The 23,020-nt window shown below is 45.3% G+C and carries 20 protein-coding genes; 6 read left to right on the forward strand and 14 right to left on the reverse strand.

Translation table 11 applies throughout. The features are described 5' to 3' along the window. Positions 1-22: 22 nt before the first annotated feature. From GJS45_RS18585 to GJS45_RS18645, 13 genes are all read right to left on the reverse strand, one after another. On the reverse strand, positions 23-2,425 hold the full coding sequence (locus GJS45_RS18585; protein ID WP_162343377.1) for a TonB-dependent receptor: 2,403 nt from the start codon (positions 2,423-2,425) through the stop codon (positions 23-25). A 63-nt stretch (positions 2,426-2,488) separates the two neighbouring features. Beyond that, positions 2,489-3,205, reverse strand: coding sequence for a fatty acid desaturase (locus GJS45_RS18590; RefSeq protein ID WP_162343378.1), 717 nt, complete (start codon positions 3,203-3,205; stop codon positions 2,489-2,491). A 31-nt stretch (positions 3,206-3,236) separates the two neighbouring features. Further along, on the reverse strand, positions 3,237-4,082 hold the full coding sequence (locus tag GJS45_RS18595; RefSeq protein ID WP_162343379.1) for a 4-hydroxy-3-methylbut-2-enyl diphosphate reductase: 846 nt from the start codon (positions 4,080-4,082) through the stop codon (positions 3,237-3,239). 15 nt (positions 4,083-4,097) lie between these two features. Beyond that, positions 4,098-4,802, reverse strand: a complete 705-nt coding sequence (locus GJS45_RS18600) for a lycopene cyclase domain-containing protein (protein ID WP_235954863.1) — start codon at positions 4,800-4,802, stop codon at positions 4,098-4,100. Continuing rightward, the gene (locus GJS45_RS18605; protein WP_162343380.1) at positions 4,799-5,644 is read right to left on the reverse strand and encodes a phytoene/squalene synthase family protein; all 846 of its coding nucleotides are present in this window, start codon (positions 5,642-5,644) and stop codon (positions 4,799-4,801) included. The genes GJS45_RS18600 and GJS45_RS18605 overlap by 4 nt, the downstream gene beginning before the upstream one ends. A 25-nt stretch (positions 5,645-5,669) precedes the next feature. Beyond that, the gene (locus GJS45_RS18610; protein ID WP_162343381.1) at positions 5,670-7,151 is read right to left on the reverse strand and encodes a phytoene desaturase family protein; all 1,482 of its coding nucleotides are present in this window, start codon (positions 7,149-7,151) and stop codon (positions 5,670-5,672) included. A gap of 3 nt (positions 7,152-7,154) precedes the next feature. Then, on the reverse strand, positions 7,155-7,667 hold the full coding sequence (locus GJS45_RS18615) for an RNA polymerase sigma factor (protein WP_162343382.1): 513 nt from the start codon (positions 7,665-7,667) through the stop codon (positions 7,155-7,157). A 217-nt stretch (positions 7,668-7,884) separates the two neighbouring features. Then, positions 7,885-8,961 (reverse strand): dipeptidase, encoded by a 1,077-nt coding sequence (locus GJS45_RS18620; RefSeq protein ID WP_162343383.1) that lies wholly within the window; start codon positions 8,959-8,961, stop codon positions 7,885-7,887. A 21-nt stretch (positions 8,962-8,982) separates the two neighbouring features. Next, positions 8,983-10,095 carry a D-TA family PLP-dependent enzyme gene (locus GJS45_RS18625; protein WP_162343384.1) on the reverse strand — a complete coding sequence of 371 codons (1,113 nt, stop codon included), beginning with the start codon at positions 10,093-10,095 and terminating at the stop codon, positions 8,983-8,985. Positions 10,096-10,099: 4 nt separating this feature from the next. After that, the gene (locus tag GJS45_RS18630) at positions 10,100-10,564 is read right to left on the reverse strand and encodes a RidA family protein (RefSeq protein WP_202928128.1); all 465 of its coding nucleotides are present in this window, start codon (positions 10,562-10,564) and stop codon (positions 10,100-10,102) included. Between the two features lie 25 nt (positions 10,565-10,589). Then, positions 10,590-11,909 carry a gluconate:H+ symporter gene (locus tag GJS45_RS18635; protein ID WP_162343494.1) on the reverse strand — a complete coding sequence of 440 codons (1,320 nt, stop codon included), beginning with the start codon at positions 11,907-11,909 and terminating at the stop codon, positions 10,590-10,592. 90 nt (positions 11,910-11,999) lie between these two features. Continuing rightward, positions 12,000-13,577 (reverse strand): T9SS type A sorting domain-containing protein, encoded by a 1,578-nt coding sequence (locus GJS45_RS18640; protein ID WP_162343386.1) that lies wholly within the window; start codon positions 13,575-13,577, stop codon positions 12,000-12,002. Between the two features lie 233 nt (positions 13,578-13,810). After that, the gene (locus GJS45_RS18645) at positions 13,811-16,141 is read right to left on the reverse strand and encodes a hypothetical protein (RefSeq protein ID WP_162343387.1); all 2,331 of its coding nucleotides are present in this window, start codon (positions 16,139-16,141) and stop codon (positions 13,811-13,813) included. Positions 16,142-16,379: 238 nt separating this feature from the next. Between GJS45_RS18645 and GJS45_RS18650 the strand changes: the two genes are divergently transcribed. From GJS45_RS18650 to GJS45_RS18665, 4 genes are read left to right on the forward strand one after another with little or no spacing between them, the layout of a single operon-like run. Next, entirely contained in the window at positions 16,380-17,600 is a 1,221-nt protein-coding gene (locus GJS45_RS18650; protein ID WP_162343388.1) for an Lnb N-terminal periplasmic domain-containing protein, read from the forward strand. 55 nt (positions 17,601-17,655) lie between these two features. After that, positions 17,656-19,695: an excinuclease ABC subunit UvrB gene (gene uvrB / locus GJS45_RS18655; protein ID WP_162343389.1), complete on the forward strand. Its 2,040-nt coding sequence runs from the start codon at positions 17,656-17,658 to the stop codon at positions 19,693-19,695. After that, positions 19,692-20,132, forward strand: coding sequence for a hypothetical protein (locus GJS45_RS18660; protein ID WP_162343390.1), 441 nt, complete (start codon positions 19,692-19,694; stop codon positions 20,130-20,132). Before uvrB ends, GJS45_RS18660 begins: the two co-directional genes overlap by 4 nt. A gap of 5 nt (positions 20,133-20,137) precedes the next feature. Continuing rightward, positions 20,138-20,773, forward strand: coding sequence for an AlbA family DNA-binding domain-containing protein (locus tag GJS45_RS18665; protein ID WP_162343391.1), 636 nt, complete (start codon positions 20,138-20,140; stop codon positions 20,771-20,773). Here GJS45_RS18665 and GJS45_RS18670 read toward each other — a convergent pair. Then, positions 20,763-21,269: a regulatory protein RecX gene (locus GJS45_RS18670; protein WP_162343392.1), complete on the reverse strand. Its 507-nt coding sequence runs from the start codon at positions 21,267-21,269 to the stop codon at positions 20,763-20,765. The two genes, GJS45_RS18665 and GJS45_RS18670, sit on opposite strands and share 11 nt — an antisense overlap. Positions 21,270-21,342: 73 nt before the next feature. Between GJS45_RS18670 and tpiA the strand changes: the two genes are divergently transcribed. Together tpiA and prmA are read left to right on the forward strand one after the other, a co-directional pair. Beyond that, the gene (tpiA, locus tag GJS45_RS18675; RefSeq protein ID WP_162343393.1) at positions 21,343-22,104 is read left to right on the forward strand and encodes a triose-phosphate isomerase; all 762 of its coding nucleotides are present in this window, start codon (positions 21,343-21,345) and stop codon (positions 22,102-22,104) included. A gap of 74 nt (positions 22,105-22,178) precedes the next feature. Further along, entirely contained in the window at positions 22,179-23,015 is an 837-nt protein-coding gene (prmA, locus tag GJS45_RS18680) for a 50S ribosomal protein L11 methyltransferase (protein ID WP_162343394.1), read from the forward strand. Positions 23,016-23,020 lie beyond the last annotated feature (5 nt).

A 23,020-nucleotide genomic window follows, 5' to 3' on the forward strand; every position in this document is an offset into this window, starting at 1 on the left:
CCCGAAGATACTACATATCAGGTCAAAATTCTATTATGAGACCAATAGTTGGTAATACTGTTCCGGCAGGATTGGGTACTTCGCGAAGTAGGTACCGGCTGGGATCCTCCGGATTCACGACCAATTCATTTTGATCATTTCGCTGGGGAATCAATTCTGGCTGCTGCTCAGCCTGAAAGTTGTAGGCGTTTTGAACATCAAAATACCAATTGAGATTCCACTTGTCGAAGAAATATTTTTTATCTACCCGCAAATCTAATTGGTGAAAACTGTTGAGCCGCTGATCATTGATTCGGGAGTAATCAAAAATTCCCCGGTTAAATAAATCCCAATTGGACCGAAGGGAGGAAGCCTGAAAATCGTACGGGGTGTAGGGCGTTCCTCCGAGAAAGCGCCAGCGGCCGCCCACTTCCCAATCGTTCGGTAACCGTTTGCCCGCAGTGAGGCTTACAATAAACCGATTGTCCCAGGAGGAGGGAAGGTAATCCGTATTGGAATTGGTAAACTCGCTACGAACCAAGGTAAGCGCGGCGATTCCATAAAACCCCTTGTATAGCCGCTGCTGGGCCAACAATTCCAGACCGTAAGCACGACCTTCCGCGTCCGAACTTACCGGCTCGTTCCCAATCACTCCAAAATCTGCCCCCAAATTGGCAAGAGCGATACCGTTTCGGATGGAGCTGGGATAGTTGGCATATTTCTTATAAAACACCTCAGCGGAAAAGGTCCTGTTTTTTTCCGGAAATTTCCATTCTATTCCGGAAATCAGATGGGTGGCTCTGATAAACCGGACATCATTGTCCTGATTTACAAAGTTCCCCTCGTTGTTCTGAAAACCTAAAACAGTGTAGGGTGGTTTTTGGTAATAAATTCCGGCATTGGCATTCCAAAATAGATTGTCTTTTACCTGGTAGCTGGCAGACAACCTAGGGCTAAATTGATTCAACGGGTTACTGGCAGTCGCGCCAAAATCACTTCCATCCAGTCGAACCCCAAAATTAATGAGCAGGCGTTCATCGTAGAATTTCTTACTCCCCATGGCAAATCCACCATACCCATGGAAAAGCGAAACAGAGGATATATTCAACTCCTGCCCGTCCTGAACCAGTACCTGCCGGTCAACGTTTTCGATCAGGTACCTGCTGAATTCATAATTAACACCGTATTGAAAGGTATAACCGTCCTTGAAAACGTTGTTTTCTGCACGGAATTTGTTTTCGCTCTCCTGTGACAAGTAGTCAAACAATAGGTTTTCTGGCTGGGACTCATCATTTCGGGCATATTTATAGGAACGGTTATTCAGCATGTTTCGGCTTAAAATAAAGGTCCAGAACCCATTATCACGAAACCGCTTCAATTTCACTCCCGTGGCGTAGTTCCATTGGGTAGAAATGGGAAGGTTGTCTAAAAGATACAGCCGGTTTTCCCTGTCCTCGGTGGTTTCTCCATCCGGAACGTCAAAATTCAGGGCAAATTCATCAATCGCACCCACTCCCAACACCGTCAGCTCTGTCTTATCATTGATTTTGGTTTTGGTTTTGAATGTAAAATCATTGAAAGTAGGCAGAAAAGGAAGTCCCAAAAGCCGAAACAATCCTTGTAAATAGGATCTACGGGCAGAAAATATATAGGTTGTTTTGTCGCCAATGGGGCCTTCATTAGAAAAGGTCAGTTCGCTGGCACCTACCGTAACCTGAGAAAACATCTTATCCCTTCGCCCATCTTTTAACTGAAATTCAAAAAAGGAACTCAGGGCGTTCATTCGATTGGCTGGAAACCCCCCACTGATAACGTCTACATTTTTGATCAGGTTTACGTTTAAGATTCCTACCGGACCACCCGAGGACCCCTGGGTAGCAAAGTGATTGATCACGGGGACTTCGATTTCATCGATAAAGAACTTGTTTTCATTGGGAGCTCCGCCCCGGATAATGATATCGTTTCTAAAGCTGGCGGTGCTGGCCACACCTGGTAGGGATTGGATCACCCTGCTGATATCCCGATTACCTCCGGGATAGCGCTCGATTTCATTCGAATTAAGCTTTCTTGCAGATAAGGGGGTTTCCTCTGACCGGCTAAATTCCGAATCAACTACCACTTCGTCCAAATTAGATGCATCCTCTTCCAATTCAAAATCAAGTTGTACGGGTCTTGCCAGCGTCACCTGAACTTCAAAAAAGGTCTGGGATTTGAACCCTACAAATGACGCTTTTACATTGTACAGACCTGGTTCAAGGCCTGAAATACGGTATTGGCCCTGCTCATCGGAAACGGCCCCCTGGTCCAAGCCCTGTATGATTACATTGGCAAAAGGAATGGGTTCGTTATTGATGGGATTGACGATTTTACCTTCAATGACCCCATCCTGAGCCATTGCCGTACGAAAAACGAAAAAAAGAAGAAATGCTAAAGAGAAGTGCTTCATCGTGAACGGTAGTTTTAAAGAATAATCAAAATGAACAAAAAATGTTTGGTTGTAAAGCATAAATTATCCGGTACGAACATTTTTTGTTCTCCAAAGGCGCCACCAGGGCGTATTCGGTGAGTCATGGTGTTCATAATGATATCCAAAAAAATAACAGGATACAAATGCCCAAACATGATTGGCAGGCAGGGTGCCCGAATGATGTTTATTGGCATGATCTCCTCTATGGGGAAGGTAGGTCCCAAAATAAAACAGCTGCAGGGTGGAAAGGATGGCAGGCAGCATCCAGAATAGAATCAGGTTAGGAACAGGGACCCAAATTTTTAACACATTGAACGTAACGGCCATTAAGAGGAACTGCCAGATGTTCACATAGCTGAACAAAAAACTCAGGTACCAGGGAAGAAAACGGTTGGAAGAGTGATAATCAGGATCATTCTCCGTGGCAACATATTGATGATGTTTGTGGTGATTGGGAAAGAGTTTCCAGTAAAAATTATAGGAGAACAGCAGGGCGGCGAGCCAACCGACGGCATGGTTAAGCTTTTTGTTGGAAGAAACGACCCCATGCATGGCATCATGGGCGGTAATAAAAAGCCCGGTGTACAAATGCGTCTGGACCAAAATGCCTACGTAAACCAGCGGATTGGAAAAATCGACCGAGTAGCCTAGTAAGAAAACCAAGGAGATGCCCCATAAAAACATGATGGACAAAGCTATCAAAATACCCTTTGGATCGATTTTCTCAGATAGCTGGTGGACAGATCGCAAATTGTTCATGAAAAAGAAACAATGAAAAAAATGAAAACATTCAAAATTCTCTAATCCGATCCCGTACTTTTTCCATCAACCACATGGGGGTGGAGGTGGCCCCACAGATCCCCACGGTTTGATTATTTGAAAACCAGTTCTGTTCTACTTCCTCCGGACTGGACACAAAATAAGTGTTCGGATTTTTTTCTTTGCATACGTTAAAAAGAACCTTCCCATTGGAAGATTTTGTACCACTTACAAACACTATATGATCAAATTTGGAAGCAAATTCCCGAAGCTCTTTATCCCGATTAGAAACCTGCCTGCAAATGGTATCATTGGTATTGATGGTAATTCCATTTTCTTTAAGGATCTTATTAATTTCGTAAAACTTATCCGTGCTTTTCGTAGTTTGACTGTACAGCGTAATGTTTTTCGGTAGAGAAGGGATGTCCAATTCACTTATATCCTGAAATACTACGGCTTTGTTTCTTGTTTGGCCAAGTAAACCAATTACCTCCGCATGCCCGTGCTTTCCGTAAATGTAGATGGTTTCCTCTTTGTCGTAGGAGTTTTTGATCCTGTTTTGTAGTTTCAATACCACAGGACAACTCGCATCTACCAGGGTTAAGTTATTTTTTATTGCCAATTCATAAGTAGACGGAGGCTCTCCATGGGCCCGGATTAGGACCTTCTCATTTTTCAGATCGGTCAACGATTCATGATCGATAATGATAAGACCTTTTTGAGTCAGTCTTTTCACTTCTTCATCGTTGTGTACAATATCACCTAAACAATACAAGCGTCCTTCATTATCGAGGATTTCTTCCGCCATTTCAATAGCATACACTACCCCAAAACAAAAACCGGAATGTTGATCAATATGTACATCCAAATTTAACATAGACTATAAACCATACTATTTTCGAAATGTTTTGCGTTTCAGGATTTTTTCGTAAATACTAATATTTAAAAGCAAGAGCCCCAGTGAGTAAACACTATCTTCTAGGGGAACGGTTCCAATTCGAATTCCCAGGTTCTCTTCATTGTTATAGCCTACGATGGGCTCTTCTAGCCATGAGCCTGTTAAAATACCATTTACAAGCATAAAGGGAATCAGGCTGACTAGAAACCCCGCCAGAAATCGACCCAATATCTTATCTTTAAATACCAGGTAGTGGCCGAGAAGTAGAAAGGCGGTAAAAATAAAATTTACCGAAGTGTACATTTTATCCCAATGGTACAGGCCGATGAATAACAGTACCGGCACTCCCAAAAAGACAAACGGTTTGCCCAAAGGGCGCAGCCAATCTTTCTCCATAAAGTAAATCAGCACTTCATAAATAAATACACAGGCAAAAGGAACGATAAAGAAAAACGATATTTCTTCCAGGGGAAGGTCGAAAAGGTACCAACCCAAAATGTATCGTTCATTAAACCACCATACCCCCTCCACGGTAAACCAATGGTCCCACAGAATATAAATAAAGGCTGAAACCAGGGTTGCCGGCCAGAGAGCATGCCACTTTTTATAGTAGTAGATCCGGGATTCAAATGACTGTGCCAGTGGATAGGAGATGGTGAAAAGCATCAGTCCCAGGTAATAAAATTCCTCTATCATCATCCAAGTCCTGTTTTGTATCCGAAATAGGTCTTGGCGAGTAGTGCCATTTTTCGAATATTGGGTATGCGTATGCGTTGCCTGGTGATTACCTCAGGTGGTAGGCGCTTTATTTTAAGGAAAAGTTTCTGATAATACAAATAGGCTATTTTTACACCTAACATGGCTCCTTTGGGTAATTGATGGATGCCTTCTAATGCCTCTTTAAAATCTTTTTCAATGTCGCTTTCAATTTCCCTTTTTACCGTATAATCGAATTTTTCAAAATCGACACCTGGAAAATAGACCCGGCCTCTATCTTCAAAATCACTCTTCAAATCCCTCAAAAAATTTACTTTCTGAAAAGCAGAACCCAGTTTGCCAGCAGCTCCTCTTAGTTTTTCGTACTCGGATGCATTGCCTTCGCAAAAAACCTTTAAACACATCAGGCCAACTACTTCCGCTGAACCATAAATGTACTCCTTATACTTCGAATCATTGTAAGTGGTAAAATCCAGGTCCATCTCCATGCTGGCCAGAAAGGCATCTATCAGCTCCCTTTCAATCTGATACTTATTCACCATTAATTGAAACGAATGGAGAACGGGATTCAGACTGATTCCATCGGAGATGGCCTGATAGGTATCTTCTCTGAACGAATTTAGTAAAGCCTGCTTGTCCTTGTCATGAAACGTGTCGACGATCTCATCCGCATAGCGAACAAAACCATATATGGCATAGATCGGTAGGTGAAACTTCTTGTGCAAGGTTTTGATGCCCAGTGTAAAGGACGTACTGTACCTCTGGGTTATTAGTTTACTACACTCCAGTGCAGTCTCATCAAAAAGCTTTTGGTGATCGATCATAACCTCCTCAATATATAGATTTTATTTATTTTCCCAGGGATTTAATAACTTCTTTTGCTACCACTCCTCCCGAAATCAAAGAGGGAGGAACGCCTGGGCCCGGGACAGTCAACTGACCCGTATAATAGACATTGGAAAGTTTCTTGTTTTTCAATGAAGGCTTCAGGATCGCCGTTTGCATCAGGGTATTGGCCAAGCCATAGGCATTTCCCTTGAAGGCATGGTAGTCGTCCTTAAAATCCTGGTGAGCATACGATTTTTGATAAATAATGTGGGATCGTATTTCCTGATGGGTTAATTTTTCCAACCGATCCATCACCAAATTAAAATAGTATTGCCTGGTTTTCTCGGGGTCTTCCAGATCGGGAGCCAGCGGTATTAGAATGAACAGGTTTTCCATTCCTTCAGGAGCTACGGTCGGATCTGTTTGGGAAGGCACCGAAACATAGAACAAGGGTTTTTCAGGCCATTTGGGGTTTTTGTATATCGCATCTGCATGGGGACCCAGCGGCTCGTCGAAAAAGAGGTTGTGGTGGTGCAGGTTTTGAAGCTTTTTGTCCACTCCCAGGTAAAAAAGCAAGGAAGATGGTGCCAAGGTCCGCTTATCCCAGTACCCCTCGCTGTAATTGCTGAACGCTGGGTCCAGAAGGTTTTTGTCCACATGGTGGTAGTCGGCACCCGCTACCAGAATATCGAAATCGATGATTTCTCCATTGCTTAAGAGTAGGGATTCGGCTTTGCCCGCCCGGGCATTTATTTTCACTACCTCAGCATTTGCCCGGATTTCCACTCCTTTTTCCACTGCCAGACTTACCATTCCTTCAATGATTTTATGCATCCCCCCCTTGGGATACCAGGTACCTAAGGCGATATCTGCATAATTCATCAAACTATAAAGTGCCGGAATTTTTTGTGCGGTCTCTCCCAGGAACAACACGGGAAATTCCATTAGGCGAATAATTTTGTCGTGGGTAAAGTATTTCCGGACATGAGAAGACATGGACTGAAAAATGTCCATTTTGAACAAGTCCTTTACTAATGAAAAATCGATAAATTCAGTAAGGGAAAGACTTGGTCTATGTACGAGATCATGGATTCCTTTTTGGTATTTATAAGCCGCCTGCTTCAAAAATTCATCCAGCTTAACTCCCGCTCCAGGCTCCAACTTTTCGAGTTGTTGCTTCAGCTTTTCCAGGTCGGCCGGAATATCCATTACATCATCTTCTCCAAAAAAAACCGAATAGGAAGGGTCAAGTCGGGTCAGTTCATAGTAATCGCTAACCCGCTTCCCGAAGGTTTCAAAGTACTTTTCAAAGACATCTGGCATCCAATACCAACTCGGACCCATATCAAAAACAAAACCCTCGGCCTTGAATTTTCTTGCCCTACCGCCGAGGGTGCTGTTTTTTTCTAATAACAAAACCTGCTGGCCTGCTGCTGCCAGGTGTGTGGCCGTAGAGAGTCCGGCAAATCCCGAACCGATAACCACAACTCTTTTATGAACCATCCCTTAGTTTTTGGTAATATAGACCTTAAGATCGTCTTTTAATAATTTCCGGGCAATATGAATCCTGTTTTTGACCGTTCCTATGGGAATGTCTAGCTTTTCAGCGATTTCATGGTATTTAAACCCTTTATAATGCATAAGGAAGGGGGTTTTGTATACCGAATCCAATTTATCGATTGCCTTGGTGATATCTTTCATGGCGAACTCTCCATAGGCGCCATTTTCAATAACTACGGAACCGGAGTTGATGAAATGCAAATTATCGGAGGTATCCACAAATGTACCTCTTCTCACCATTCGCTGATAATTAGTGATGAAGGTGTTCTTCATTATGGTATATAACCAAGCTTTTAAGTTGGTTCCGTCGGTAAATTTATCTTTGTTGGTAAATGCCTTGACCATGGTGTCTTGCATCAAATCGTTGGCATCATCCATGTCGCGAGTTAACTTTAATGCAAATGGCTTTAATGATTTACTTAACTTATTTAATGAGTAACTGAATTCAAGAGTTGTCATGGCTTTATCTTTTTGTTTAAACAAAACTACTTAATGTTAAACAATCAAGCAACTTTTTTGTAGAGTTTTTTTATTTTTTCTTTAAACAAAAAATAGAGAAAAGAAACGAAATAAAAGAAAAAGCCCCATAAATCAATTTTATGGAGCTTTTTCATTCTTTATTGATAAAACCTAAAGAGGTATATTTGTTTAATATTTTTTTTATTTATTAAACAAATCAACTCCAGGCTCTCTGTAGAAACCGCAGCCAGTTACCATGCATGACCAATTCAATATCGGCATTACTATAGCCACGCTTTTCAAGCATGCCTGGGATCCGGCTGATATCGGCGATCGTTTCCAGGTCATAGGGACTTTGCTCCCTTCCATAAGCTCCGTCCAGGTCGGTCCCGATACCGATATGCCTGGCATTGCCCGCAATCTGGCATATGTGGTCCAAATGATCAATTACTTTTTCAAGATCACAATCCATTTCCCGAGGCTGAGAGACCCCTTTAATCCATCCGGGAACCATCATCCAGGCATCCAACGCTCCTCCAATGACCGCGCCCCTATCAATTAAGGCCTTGATTTGTTCATCACTATACTGGCGGTTGTGATTTACAAGTGCCCGGCAATTATTATGACTGGCCCATACCGGCCCGTTAAAATGATCCAGAGCCTCCCAAAAACTTTCATCGCTAAGATGGGTAGCATCTAAAATAATCGATAAACGCTCCATTTCCCGAAGTAAATCCCTTCCCTTTGGCCCCAAAGGACCGCTGGCATCTGTCCCTTGTGCATACCGGCCAGGACCATAGTGAGCCGGTCCTAATGCACGCAAACCCGTCTCATACGACTTTTCCAAATACTTGAGGTTAACAATGGAATCTGCTCCCTCCAGCGACAAAATATATCCTACAGGCTTTTTCCTGGCATCCGAGCCATCCTTCCATAAATTCAGGTGATCCTCCAGGGCTTTCAGGTTGGCTATTTGTACCATCTCACCCTTATCTTCCATCGCCTGGTACCAGGCCAATTGCCCCTGTGTTTGCGCCCAGGCCTGTTCAGGACTATGCCAGCCAGGCAAAGCGTTGCCTGGTGCCACGTACCGGGCTATTTGGGTGGCTACCACCAATCCAATCTCGGCCTTTCTCAATGCAGGCAGCGAGACGGTGGCCTTACCCCGATCCGGTTTATCGGTCATTTGCAATTCCCGTTCCCTTGCGTTAATCTGATCAACAGGAAGGGTAAGGTCTCTGTTCCACTCCAGAGCATTCATGCTCAAATCCAGGTGTGCGTCTATAGTAAACATCTATCGTTGTCTTGTTAATCATTAAAATAAGATCCTCCGGTCGCGGGAAATCGTCTTCCATACTGCCGTTTGCTCCCCATTTTCCACCACCACTGCCTCCTGATGCAAGGCTACCGTGGGGCAAATATGGTAGGGAACCCCATACAAAACATCGCCAATCCGATAGGCATGATCAGGGGAAGTTTGCAATACCAAATGCTCTTCGCTTTGGCTTACCGGCGTAAGATCCGTTGCATTTAGAAAACGGACTCGTTTATCGATGGGATTTTCGGAAGCAATGGCCTTGTGCCCCAGGTCCACACAAACCAAGTTCTCCGCCGGAAAGGATATCACCCGGCTCATCACCAGTGCGGCATGCTGAAATTCCTGCTCCGGAAGCCCAAATCCATACCCATCGTCCCAGTAAATAAATGTTCCCGGTCCGCAGGTGACTCCCTCACGGGCGGCATGAATCGGAAAGGTGGTCGTACCTCCGGCAATGATTTCCAGGGAAAATCCATAGCTTTTTTCCAATTCCTCTCGCATGGCGGCAATGGGAGCAAACCCCTCATCGCACTCCGACTTACGAATTTCAAATACCGGATTCCGCAAATGTCCATCGTACAAATGAAATCCTATTACCTGAAGATTTTTCTTTTGAACAAGCACTTCAAACAAATCAATGGCGGCAGGACCGGGGGCAATACCCGTCCGGTTCGTCCCAGCATTGAGATCAATGTAGACCGATAGCTTTACACCGGCCTCCATGGCTTTTAAATCCATCGCATCCGCCGCAGACGCATGATCCGTAAGGCAGTGGAAGCTGATTTCAGGGTATTTCTGAATGAGGGATATCAGTCGGTCTATTTTTGGCCCCACAGGTTGGTAAGCCAACAGGATATCCTTGGCCCCTGCCATCACTAGCATCTCTACCTCCGCGATGGTGGCTCCTTTAAACTTCCTTATTCCGGCATCCATCATCAGGCGGCAGGCTTCAACGGACTTGTTTGTCTTTACATGAGGTCGCAGCCGGTCCGGCGAACCTACCTCTCGAATGGCTTTTTGGATGTTTTCGATTGCCCGCTCTTTGTATACCAATAAGGCAGGGCTGTCGGTTTTCTCCGGATTTTGCAATTCATACCACTTATCTGTCATACACTTACTGGTTTATTTCGAAAGTAGCTTCTATTTCCACGGAAATATTCCCTGGCAAGGAACCGAAGCCTACGGCACTTCTGGAGCCAATTCCATCTTCCTTTCCCCATATTTCTCCGAACAGCTCCGAACAGCCATTGATTACATAGGGGTGTTCTTCGAAATCCAAACTGCAATTAACCATCCCCAAAACTTTGATCACACGCTTGATTTTATTCAGGCTACCTAGTTGGGTTTGCAAGGTAGAAAGCATGGTCAGCCCTACCTGCCTGGCAGCGGCTTTGCCCTGGTCCTTGTCCAAATCAATTCCCACCTTGCCCTTAATAAGGCTTCCATCTTCCAATACCGGCCCGTGACCGGACAGAAACAACATGTTTCCGGTGATAACAATAGGTCGGTATACACCCCCCGGAGGTGGAGCCGGAGGTAGTACCAGTCCTAATTCTTTTAATTTCCCTTCTGCAGACATGTTTTCCATAGCAATTTTTCTTTTTTTATATAATCAAATCCAGTATCAACACCCCCAAGAGGCCTAAAATAGCCACCACCGTCTCCAATAAGGTCCACGATAAAAAGGTCTGTTTAATACTCAGGTTAAAATATTCTTTTACCAGCCAAAATCCGCCGTCATTGACATGCGAAAAAATAAGGCTGCCGCTACCAATGGCGAGCACCATCAGGTTAGGATCGACACTACCCCCTGCCACCAGGGGCGAAATGATCCCAGCCGCAGTAAGCGCCGCTACGGTGGCAGAACCAACGGAAATCCGGATAACTGCCGCAATCAACCATCCGAGAATTAAGGAATTGATCGGTAATTGTTCCAATGATGCTCCGATTTCCGTACTCACCCCGCTGTCCATCAACACCTCTTTGTAGGCTCCGGCTCCGGCAATGATCAACAAAATCAGGGCAATGTCTTTGACGGCAGAACCGTACCCTTCCATGAGCTCGGCCACCCCTTGTCCCCTGCTAATTCCCAGGCTGAAGGTGGCCCAAATGAGCGAAATCAGCATGACCACGTTGGGGTCACTAAAAAACTGAATCCACCCGTAACCAGCGCTGTCGGGGGGCATCTTCAAGCTCACTAACGACAGGACAATGAGCAAGAAAACAGGCAATAATGCAGTAAATAGACTGTTTCCCAATCCCGGCAACTCCTCAACGGGTTTTGGTTTTGCACTGAAAACGGCCAGCGGCCTTACCTGCATGGATCTAAAATAGGGAAGCTTACCTAATATGGGGCCCGCTAATATTACCATCGGCACCGCCAATATTAAACCGTAAATCAGTGTGGTCCCCATATGTGCATCAAACTGAGCCACCAGGGCTACCGGAGCCGGATGGGGAGGTAATAATCCATGGGTAACCGAAAGGGCCGCCAGCATGGGAATGCCCACGACCATCGCCGGGATGTTATACTGATAGGAAACCGAAAACACAAGGGGCACCAGCAGCACAAACCCGACGTTAAAAAACAAGGGGATCCCTACTATAAATGCGGTCATCGCCACCGACCAGGGCAAGCGCTGTTGTCCAAAACGTTGCGTAAGGAAAAGGGCGATCCGCTGAGCGGCACCACTATCCGCCACTACTTTTCCCAACATTGCTCCCAAAACAATAACAATCACCAAGGCCCCCATCAAACTTCCAATCCCGTTCTGAATAGAACCGGAAATGGCATCCAGCGGAATGCCTAGACATAATCCGGCTGCAATAGAGGTAAGCAGAAAGGCAATAAAGGGCTCTACCCTCAACCAAACTATCAATCCTACCAGCAATAATATGCTTAATCCGACAATTAAAAAGGTCATCATGAATTCGAAATGAATCGAAAAAATACAGCATATTCCGCTGAATGCCTATTCAGAGCCAATAAACTTGGAAAAAATATTCACCCATACTTACCGTTTGATCCATTTTTTTACCTTTTTCTCGTCTTCAACTTGTACGAAAAGGATGTACATGCCTTTTGGTAATTGCTTTAAACGTGAGCGGAGGCTACCCGCCAGGGACTGAAGCTCTCCTTGAACTGAATAATGGACGGTACCGAGGTAGCTCTGAATTCCAATAGTGCCCATTTTACCCTTCCATCCAGGAGGAAAATTAACAACTACCTGCCCACCAAAATAAGGATTGGGATACACCTGGAAAACAGGTGTTTTCCTGATAGTCGTTTTTAGCCTGAAAACGGAGGTAGTGGAAATTTCCCCATCCACGTCTATCTGATCTATCCGATAATACAAGGCATCTCCGGAAAAATCCACGGTATCCAGAAAGGCGTAACGTAGTGGTTCTGTACTTTCGCCCCTTGCAGGCAATTCTCCGATCAATTTAAATCCCTGTGACGGGTCTGATGCGCGCCAGATCCGGTACATTTTATTGTCTTTTTCAGAGGCGGTGTTCCAAATAACCATATTTCCTCCCGTTCCGGCTTCCGCTTTATAATCTAACCAGACTACCGGTAAGGCATACATGACTTCAACCGTAACGGTACCGCTGTCACAATTGGTGCTGTTCCCTATTTCACAAATATTGTAGACGATGGTATACGTCCCGGCAGGTGCCTCCGGTGCTACATCCACAAACCCATCCGATCTTAACAAAACGTACTCATTCTCCACCCCGGCAAGGGTAAAAACGCTGACACTAGCTACCGTTGCTGCCTGCTCCTTCAATTCATCATTATGCAGTACATTTATTATGGCAGTATCTCCAGAAAAAACAGGTTCTGGCAGGTCTGGGTTTACGTGTATGGAATTACGGAAAAAAACAATCTTCCCATCAGCCCCGTCCAGGTTGATCACCCTAAACCCATATACAGGTGATTCCGTATCAAATAGTTGAGGTGAAATAACTACCAAATGCTGCGGCTGACTTGGATAATTCCCCTGATTTACTACCTGGGTATTCCATTCATAGCCCCTTATTTCCAGGGTTTTGGCTCCGGGGATAGGATCCCCATTGACATCCAAGGCCTGGAAATTAAATTTGGAATTACCGTCCCTTTCCGATACTATGAGATATCCTGACATTGGAACCTCCTGCGGGTACACTATATCCATAAACGTTTCTCCGGAAGGAATAGACTCCCCTCCAATATCCCAGTAGGAGCGTAGGTCCGGTGTGGAAACCACCTCCTCCAATGCCTGTTGAAAGCCCACGCTGCGATGACTTACCGTGCTACCATCGTATTTGGCCACGCCTACTGCACCAACTGCAATGGATGTAGTGCCCAGATCGCGATGCAAATTACCAACAAAGGGAGTACGAGTCGTAGCAAAAATTTCAGTGCCTTCGGCCAAAAGAATGGTTTCGATAATGACGGGTTCTGTGGTTGGAGAAGGATTAGTTCGAGTCGAAACATCGGTGGTTTGTACGTGCAAGGTGCCTGCCACTCGCAACCGAACTTCTTCCACAGCAATATTATTCTGATTACCGGTTATTTGCACCTGGGCCGGAAGGGAAATTGCGCTTGCCATGAAAATCTGCAACGTCAAAAACCGATATAACATTCTTAAGACCATGTCCTGCCTCCCCGAGATCCTATCTCTAAAAATCAGGCTAACAAAAATAGCGATCTTTCAAAAAAGAAGGTTAGCCACCCCTCTTTTGTAGTATAAAAATACAAATAAATAAGAATATTTACAATGTTTTTATAGTATTTTCAATTTATTATTTTAAAAAAAGTTTATTAGTATATAAAATACAAATTTTATTGGTTGTGTTTCTGCCATTTGAGTGTGTGCACTTCCCTTACCCCTAAAAGCTGTATCAGGTAGTTTCCCGCAGGAAGTGATGCCAATCTATTTTCTAAAATTCCAGCATGAAAATCCTCTTTGAAATAAAGGGTTAGAAAATTAACTCCTTCCATATTCCAAACTTTGCAAACGGTTATTTCCTCCGAAGACATACTGCCCAGGACCAGGTTAAGAGGCCCGGAAAGGTAGGGGTTGGGATGGATCTTTGGACCCTGGTATCGGTACAGCGGGTTCGTTACCCGAATCACCGGACTGTAAGTGAGCAGGCCATCCATTTCTTTGCCCACTATCTGGTAAAACCAGAATGGCTGATCGAGCGGGTAATTGATATCTTCATACGACACCATCTGATTGCCCGGATTTACCTGAAAGCTGTCGATAGGTAAAAACTCCTTCCCTTCGCTACCCGACCGGGTAATGGTATAATCCACCCGCTCGTCGGAATGATCCTCCCAGGACAAGACAACCCTGTCACCCAACAAATTGGCCTGCAGTCCGTTCCAATCCAGGGGCAAAACACTCAGGGAACTCGTACTGCCAATGGTCAGCAGACTATTTTGTGCTTCCTGAAAATCAAAAGTTCTTTTTGCCCAGAGCCAGCCATCTTTTTCTTCGGCAGGCTCGTGTACTCCAATAGCGGGCAGACCGTCTCCGACTACCCGCAGGTGATCGATATCCTGAACTGCCAGATCCTCCGCACTAACCCAGGCTATTAGCTGTCCGGAATCCGTTCCGGTAGTACTGATTTCAAAAAAGCTATTCAAATGATACACGACTGCCACCCCTTCATCTAAAAAACCTGGATCATATGTCACACCGGGTGCTTCAACATAGCTTAATACTAACGATTGGCCAGCCGTGGATAAAATTCCTTCCAGTAGTAAATGCCTCGGTGCATCCAGGGATTGATCAAAAAACGGAAAAAGGGCATTTCCGGTATCCAATGTCAGTGGCAGGCTTTCATAGCGCAATTCACCCAGATTAAACCAATTTCCTCCGGAATAGGTATAAGAACCCGTAGCATCAAAATCCAGGATAAGTTGATGCTGTTGAAAATCAACGTCTCCACCCACCTGTGAATAGTTTTCCGTAACCGTCAAATCATCATTTATCGTTACCAGGCCTGCGACTTTGTCTATCAGCAAACCTGAAAGCAGCAATCCGGGAACATCCAGCTCCTGATCGGTTGGGCCTGTGAGCTGCAGATTAGTATTGGAGCCATCGGCAGCTCCCCCCGAGAGCAATATAAAATCCCCCTGAACCGGCAACTGGTCCGGAAGAACTTTGGAAGCCGCTCCTTGTAGGTACAGGTTTTGGTAGCCAAAATCCTGCTGTGCGCTTGCCATGGATGCCTGCAAAAATTCCTGGGAGGTTCCTTCCGAAGCATAAAATACGTTTCCATCCAATACCACGTTTACGGCATCTATCTCCGGCTCCTGCCCGAGCAGCACCAGGTTCGCTCCTTCTTCCAGAATAAAGGAACTGGCTGGTTTGGAGTCAGACCTTCGGATCAGTTGGTCAAACTCCTTAGTCGCCTCGGAAATTAAGGTGGCACCGGAAGCGATGCGAAGTTCGCCAAAATCTTCAGTACCAAAGAGCTCGGTCGTTGTAAAGGAAAAAGTGGAAGTCGCCGGATCCCCGTTGGTATTAACTGTTTGGCGGACGGTTCCACTTTGGATCAAAAAATCGCTGGCTTTGAACACGGCATTAACCACCAATTCTTCTCCCGGATCTGGGTTAAAAACTACGGAAAACCTACTTGCCAGGTTTTGCCCGCTCCAGGAGCCCCGATCCACGACGGTCCTGGAGGTGCCCTTGAAAACAATCTCGCCTGTTTCTGGGTAAATCCAATCATCCCCTAACCAGGCGCTACCGTAAAGCACGTACTCCCCACCTGCATTAACGTCAAAGCTATGTAAAGCCCCATATACCTCCAGATCAAAGGCCTGTAAATTCAATTTTTTTCCTGCATCCACTGCTCCAAAAAGGAAAAGATTGCCTACTTCCTGGTTCTGGGTTAGCCTGACTTCATTTCCTTTGAGAATAAATACACCGTGGTTTCTATTGGGCGGAGCCCCTGCAGCTACCCAGGACACCCCATCAAAAACCTCCCAGATTCCGGCATCACTCCAGTCACCAACGCCATCTTGGGGCAATTGGGTACGGTAGCTATTGGGTGTGAGGGCTATCTGTGCATTTGTCCAAAAAACACAGGAAAGCAGCAGGAAAATGGTACCCATTGCCCGAATGCACGGTAGTTCGCGGTTGGTAATGCAAGGTTTCATTTTATAAAAAATATCCTGAATAAAAATGAATTCATACTAAAAATAAGAAATCATCCGCAAAAACCAAAGCATGTAATGCATATTTTTTTATAGGAAACTCATTTTTACTTAGATAAATCCGACTTTTTTGGGAATTGCTTCTGTTAAGGATTTGAGTGGGGAATTACCCGAAAACAGAATTAATCCTGTAAATTTGCACGATCCATTACGCCCTAATCTCCAGTCATCTCCCGATTCCATGGAACATCCATTTCACCTTTCATTTGCCAGGCTCATTTTTTATGTAAGCCTAACCTTGTTTGTTGGACTTACCTCCATTCCTGATTCGGAGGCACAGCGTTTCAAAATAAGCCTGCTCACCTGCGATCCCGGAGACGAACTATACTCCACTTTTGGACATAGTGCCATACGGGTAAGGGAGTTGGATTCTGGCAGGGATCTGGTCTTTAATTATGGCACTTTTGACTTCAATACACCCTTTTTCTATGTCAAATTTATCCGTCGAACCCTGGATTATCAGTTATCACTGACCACTACGGAGAACTTTCTCTATGAGTACGATTATTTTAAGCGAAATGTACGTGAACAGGAGCTGGCACTTTCAGAGGCACAAGCCAGGGATTTGGTAGCCTTTCTGCAAAACAATTACCGACCGGAAAACCGGAATTACCGGTATGACTTTTTCTTTGACAATTGCTCCACCAGAATCCAGGAAATGCTGGAAACCGTGCTGGGTTCCTCCCTAAAGTGGAATCATCCCACTGATGCTCCTTCAAAATCCTTCCGGAATTTGATCGACGAATACGTCTACCCACTGCCCTGGTCGGACCTGGGAATAGATCTGGCCCTGGGTGCGGTCATTGACCGTACGGCCAATGAAAATGAAAAGCTCTTTTTACCCGACTACCTGGAAGCCGCTTTTCAACGGGCCACCATTATCGGGGACGGTCCGGAAAGAGCACTGGTTGCTCAAAACCACACCGTCTACGAATTCCCGGATACCGAAGGACAACAATGGGATTTTTCCAGTCCTTATTTGGTCTTTTGGGCCCTGGCCATCATCGTGGGCCTGATTACGTTTTTTGGATTCAGGAAAAAAAGACTTTACTACGGCCTGGATATCGGGATCTTTACCATTTTGGGTTTGCTGGGACTGCTGGTGGTTTTTCTTTGGTTTTTCACGGAGCATTCGCAGACGAAGTACAATTGGAATCTCCTTTGGGCCTTCCCCTTACACCTGATCGTAGCCTGGTACCTTTTGGTCAGACCGCTTCATCCATTGGTGAAAAAGTTGCTTCTGACAAGCATGATCCTCACCGACCTGGCACTGGTCATATGGATATTGGGATTTCAGTCTTTTCACCCCAGCATTCTGCCCCTGTTGCTGATCATTTTGCTAAGAACCAATTTTCTATATTATAACGTAAAGGCGTTCATCGGTTTGGATAAAAGGAGGTAACCGCGAAAACTATTCACCACCTATCCGACGTTGTATTTAAATAAATTAAAATTATATGGATTTTAATATCATTTCGGATTACGTGCCTACCGGAGACCAGCCAACTGCCATTAAAAATCTGGTAAGCGGGGTAAATTCAGGAGAACCATCCCAGGTACTTTTAGGGGTAACCGGCTCCGGTAAAACCTTTACCATTGCCAATGTAATCCAGCAAGTACAAAAACCCACCCTGGTATTAAGCCATAACAAAACACTGGCGGCCCAGCTATACGGGGAATTCAAACAATTTTTTCCGGACAATGCGGTGGAGTATTTTATCAGTTACTACGACTACTACCAGCCTGAGGCCTTCATTCCCACGAGTGGGACGTACATAGAGAAGGATTTGTCGATAAATGAAGAAATTGAAAAATTAAGACTTTCCGCCACTTCTTCCCTGCTTTCGGGCAGAAGGGACGTTATCGTGGTGGCTTCCGTTTCCTGTATTTACGGTATCGGCAATCCGGAAGAGTTTGGAAAAAACGTGATCAAAATCCAGGAAGGAGACCGGATACCCAGAAATCAGTTTCTGTTCAAATTGGTAGAAGTCTTGTACAGTAGGACGACGGGTGAATTTACCCGGGGAACATTTCGGGTAAAGGGAGACACCGTAGATATATTTGTGGCTTATGGCGATTTTGCCTACCGGGTTTTCTTTTGGGGAGATGAAATCGAAGCCATTCAGCGGGTGGATCCTGAAAGCGGAAAAAAAATCTCAGACGAACGCCTCATCACTATTTTTCCCGCTAATTTATTTGTCACGGGCAGGGACGTGATCGATACAGCGATTCATGAAATTCAGGATGACCTGGTCTCTCAGATACGTTTTTTTGAGGAAAACCGGAAATTGATGGAAGCAAAGCGGCTCAAGGAAAGGACCGAATTTGATTTGGAAATGATTCGGGAGCTGGGGTATTGTTCCGGGGTGGAAAATTACTCCCGCTATTTCGACCGTAGGCATCCGGGCACCCGGCCGTTCTGTTTACTCGATTATTTCCCGGATGATTACCTGATGGTGATCGACGAGAGTCACGTTACCCTTCCACAGGTCCGGGCCATGTGGGGCGGTGACCGGTCCAGAAAAGTAAACCTGGTGGAATACGGCTTCCGATTGCCTTCCGCATTGGATAACCGGCCCCTGAAATTTGATGAATTTGAATCCCTGACCAAACAGACGATCTATGTCAGCGCCACTCCCGCCGATTATGAATTGACCAAATCCGAGGGAGTGGTGGTAGAACAAATTATCCGGCCTACCGGTCTGCTTGATCCTGTAATAGATGTCCGTCCCAGTGGCAATCAAATCGATGACCTGCTGGAGGAAATCGACCAGACGATCCAAAAAGGCTTCCGGGTGTTGGTAACCACACTTACCAAACGGATGGCCGAAGAACTGGATAAGTACCTGGCGAAAATCGGCGTAAAATCACGGTACATCCACTCGGAGGTAAAACCACTGGACCGGGTGGAAATATTGCGAGAGCTACGGCTCGGAATATTTGATGTTTTGGTAGGCGTGAACCTGCTTCGGGAAGGACTGGACCTTCCGGAAGTGGCCCTGGTTGCCATTTTGGATGCGGACAAGGAAGGTTTCCTGCGAAATGAAAGGAGCCTGGTGCAGACCATCGGCCGCGCCGCCAGGAATTCCGAAGGCAGGGTCATCATGTATGCCGATAAGGTTACGGATAGCATGCAATCGGCGATCGACGAAACCAACCGCCGACGAGTCAAACAGAAAGCCTATAACGAAGCCCACGGCATCACCCCCACAACGGTCATTAAATCCAGGGATAGAATTATGGGGCAGACGAAGGTGGCCGATAGCAAACGAAACGCGAAGATCTATGTAGAAAACAATCCCGAAGAGGTAGACGTAGCAGCGGATCCGGTAATTCAGTATTTAAGCCGGGAAAAATTGGAAAAACTCACCAAACAAACGCAGAAACGAATGGAAGCTGCCGCAAAGGAACTTAACTTTATGGAAGCTGCCCGTCTTCGGGACGAGTGGATGGGACTGCAGAAGCGACTTGAAACCCTGAATGGAGGTTCCTCATGAAAAAGTCCGGATTAATCGTTTTTTCACTACTGATGCTATCCCTTGGAATAAACCGGGTGCAAGCTCAGCAGGCGGGCGGAAGTTTTTTGGTCAGTGCAGGATTGGACCTGGTTCGGTCCGACCTGAACCAGGTGATGGAAAGGGCCCAATTCGGTGGGGAGGTCAATTATTTCTACTTGCACCACCTTTCCTTTTCGGGAGGTTACGAATACAATTTAAACCGACCCAATCAGGTTACCGGAGGAATTCGCTGGTATCCATTGGAACCGGTATTTATCAGAGCCAGAGCCCTGGTCGGCAACGATGCCGATATGGGAGTCGGGCTGGGATACACCCACAACTTTACCTACCGGATGCGACTGGAAAGCATGGTGGATTATTATATTCATGAAAGCACCCTGGGGCTAAGGGTGGCCATTGCAGTATTGATAAATTAACGGGAATGACGGTTCAGGATATTGGGAAAATAGCACAGAAAGGAGAAGGCCTGCGCGTGGAATTCAAGAAGAAAGCAGCCCATCCCGAAAAAATCGTCAAGGAAATTGTGGCCATGGCCAATACGGAAGGAGGTCATTTGTTAATTGGTGTAGACGATGATGGCACTGTCAGCGGGCAACGGTACATAGAGGAAGAAGTCTATGCCATGGACAAAGCCATTCAGGAATTGATTTTGCCTGCCCTGCATTTGAAAAAATATGTGATTGATCTAAGCCCTAAAAAAGGGGTTGCTGTCTATGAGATCAGAAAAAGCAAATCCGCCCCACATTACATCCTGGAAAATCGGCGTAAAAAAGCTTTTGTGCGGGTAGCAGATAAAAGCATACAGGCCAGCAGGGAAATGTGGGAGATCATGAAACGCAAACAAAGACAAGAAGATATTGTATTCAAATATGGTAAGAAGGAGGAACTCCTGATGAAAGCCCTGGTCTCCCGCCCACACATCACGTTAAAAGAATACATGGCGCTGGCCAAAATACCGGTTTACATAGCCTCCAGAACTCTGGTAAAGCTGGTATTGGCCAATGTGATTGACGTGATCCCACGAGAGTTGGAGGATCGGTATGTACCTAAGCATTAGCCAGATCATCCACTATATCCCGGATCAGGTCGGCTTCGAAGCCCCTGAAAGCTAAAAAGCGCGCAACTTTTGCTTTCTTTTTGTATAAATCCGGCTCTCCGGTCAACTTCCATTTCCTATCTGCCAAAAATTTCAAGGTTTCCTGGTATTCCGATTCATCAATCGCATCCAGGGCCTCCCTTATCAATTCGTTGGATATTTCCCGCATTTTCAGTTCCTGACGGATGCGTACCTTGCCCCATTTTTTGAGACCGAATTTTCCGCGCACATAACTTTCTACGAAGCGGCTTTCATTAAGAAAATCATTTTCCAGGAGTTTGTCGATGATTTTTTCGGTTTCTGAGGAGGACAATCCCCATTCTTCCAGCTTATTCTGGACCTCCATAAGACAGCGTTCCTGGTAAGCACAATAAGAGGAGATTTTTTTTAGGCCCTGAGAAAAGCTCACTTTCTTTTTTGAGCCGGAAGCTGCATTTCCTTTTTCTGGAACTGACATTTTACGTATTTTTAGCTTTTGGTTTACCAACGGGATAATCCTGACCAAATATATAAATCTTAACTAATATATCATGCGAAAAAAAATTGTAGCAGGAAATTGGAAAATGAACTGTCTCCAGGAAGAAGGGCAAAAACTGACGTCGGAGATTGTGAATATGATAAAAGATGAACCGACAGCCGATGTCACCGTGGTATTAAACCCGCCTTTTGTACACCTGCATGCCGTAAATAAACTAATAGCAGGTGTAGACCGGGTGCATTTAGGCGGGCAGAATTGTTCTGATCAGGCATCCGGAGCCTTTACAGGAGAAGTCTCTGCGGCCATGTTGGCCTCTTTTGGCGCTAGCTATGTCATCATTGGTCACAGTGAACGAAGGCAGTACTTCAACGAAACTAATGAACTGTTGACTGCAAAAACCCGGCAAGCACTGGATAACGGATTGCAACCGATATTTTGTTGTGGCGAACCCCTGGAAATCCGGGAATCCGGAACGCATGAAACCTACGTAAAGGATCAACTTACCGCCAGTTTATTTGATTTCACGGAGGAGGAATTAAAAAAGATAGTCATTGCATACGAGCCCATCTGGGCGATCGGCACCGGCAAAACGGCTTCTTCAGAGCAGGCACAGGAAATGCATGCCGCCATCCGAAACCACCTGGCTGGAAAATACGGAGATGCCACCGCCAATGAAATTTCCATTCTCTATGGGGGTAGCTGCAAGCCTGACAACGCCAAGGAAATATTCTCCAAGCCAGATGTTGACGGAGGTTTAATAGGAGGAGCTTCTCTGAAATCCAGAGACTTTGTAGCAATTGTTCAATCCTTCTAAAATTCGGCACTCGTTTACGCCCGGGCATAATCCTGTCCGGGTTTTTTTTAACCGGCTATTTAACCCTTTCATCAGTGGAGTATCAGGAATTTAACATCACTTGCACGTCTGAATACAAAGACATACTAATAGCCGAGTTGGCTGACATAGGCTTTGATTCCTTTCTGGAAACAGAAACGGGTTTTGATGCCTGTATTTTGTCAGGTACATTGGATACTTCCCTTTGGGAAAACTTTCTTGCCCAGTACGAAAAGCCCGCACAGATTAAGGTAAACGAAAGGCGTTTACCAAAAATGAATTGGAATGAAGAATGGGAAAAAAATTACGACCCCATTAGTCTGACTGACAAGGTATATGTCCGAGCGACTTTTCATCCAAGTAGGACAGATGAATTCATCCACGAAATCATCATCAACCCAAAGATGTCTTTTGGTACCGGACACCATGCCACCACCTTCCTTATGTTGGAATGGATGCTTTCCCTGGACCTTCAGGCCAAGAAGGTCATGGATGCTGGCTCAGGAACGGGTATTCTGGCTATTATGGCTAAAAAACTGGGAGCCAAAGAGGTGATCGCCTTTGATATAGACGAATGGAGCGTGGAAAATGGGAATGAAAATTTTGAAATAAACGGGCTAACTGGTTTGTACATGCAAAAAGGCAGCATTACCACGGTGAAAGCCCCCGGGCATTACGATTTGATATTGGCAAACATCAATAAAAACGTACTATTGGATGAAATAAAAACCTACAGCACTAAACTAACTCCTGCCGGCCAACTTTTGTTGAGTGGCTTTTACGAAGGGGATAGCGAAGATATACGCAGGGAGGCAGGTCTTTATAACCTGAAACCTGTCGGCCAGAAAACAAATCATCAATGGGCAGCGTTACTTTTTACAAAAACGCCTTGATTGTT

This window comes from Cyclobacterium salsum (assembly GCF_010119245.1).
Lineage (GTDB): Bacteria > Bacteroidota > Bacteroidia > Cytophagales > Cyclobacteriaceae > Cyclobacterium > Cyclobacterium salsum.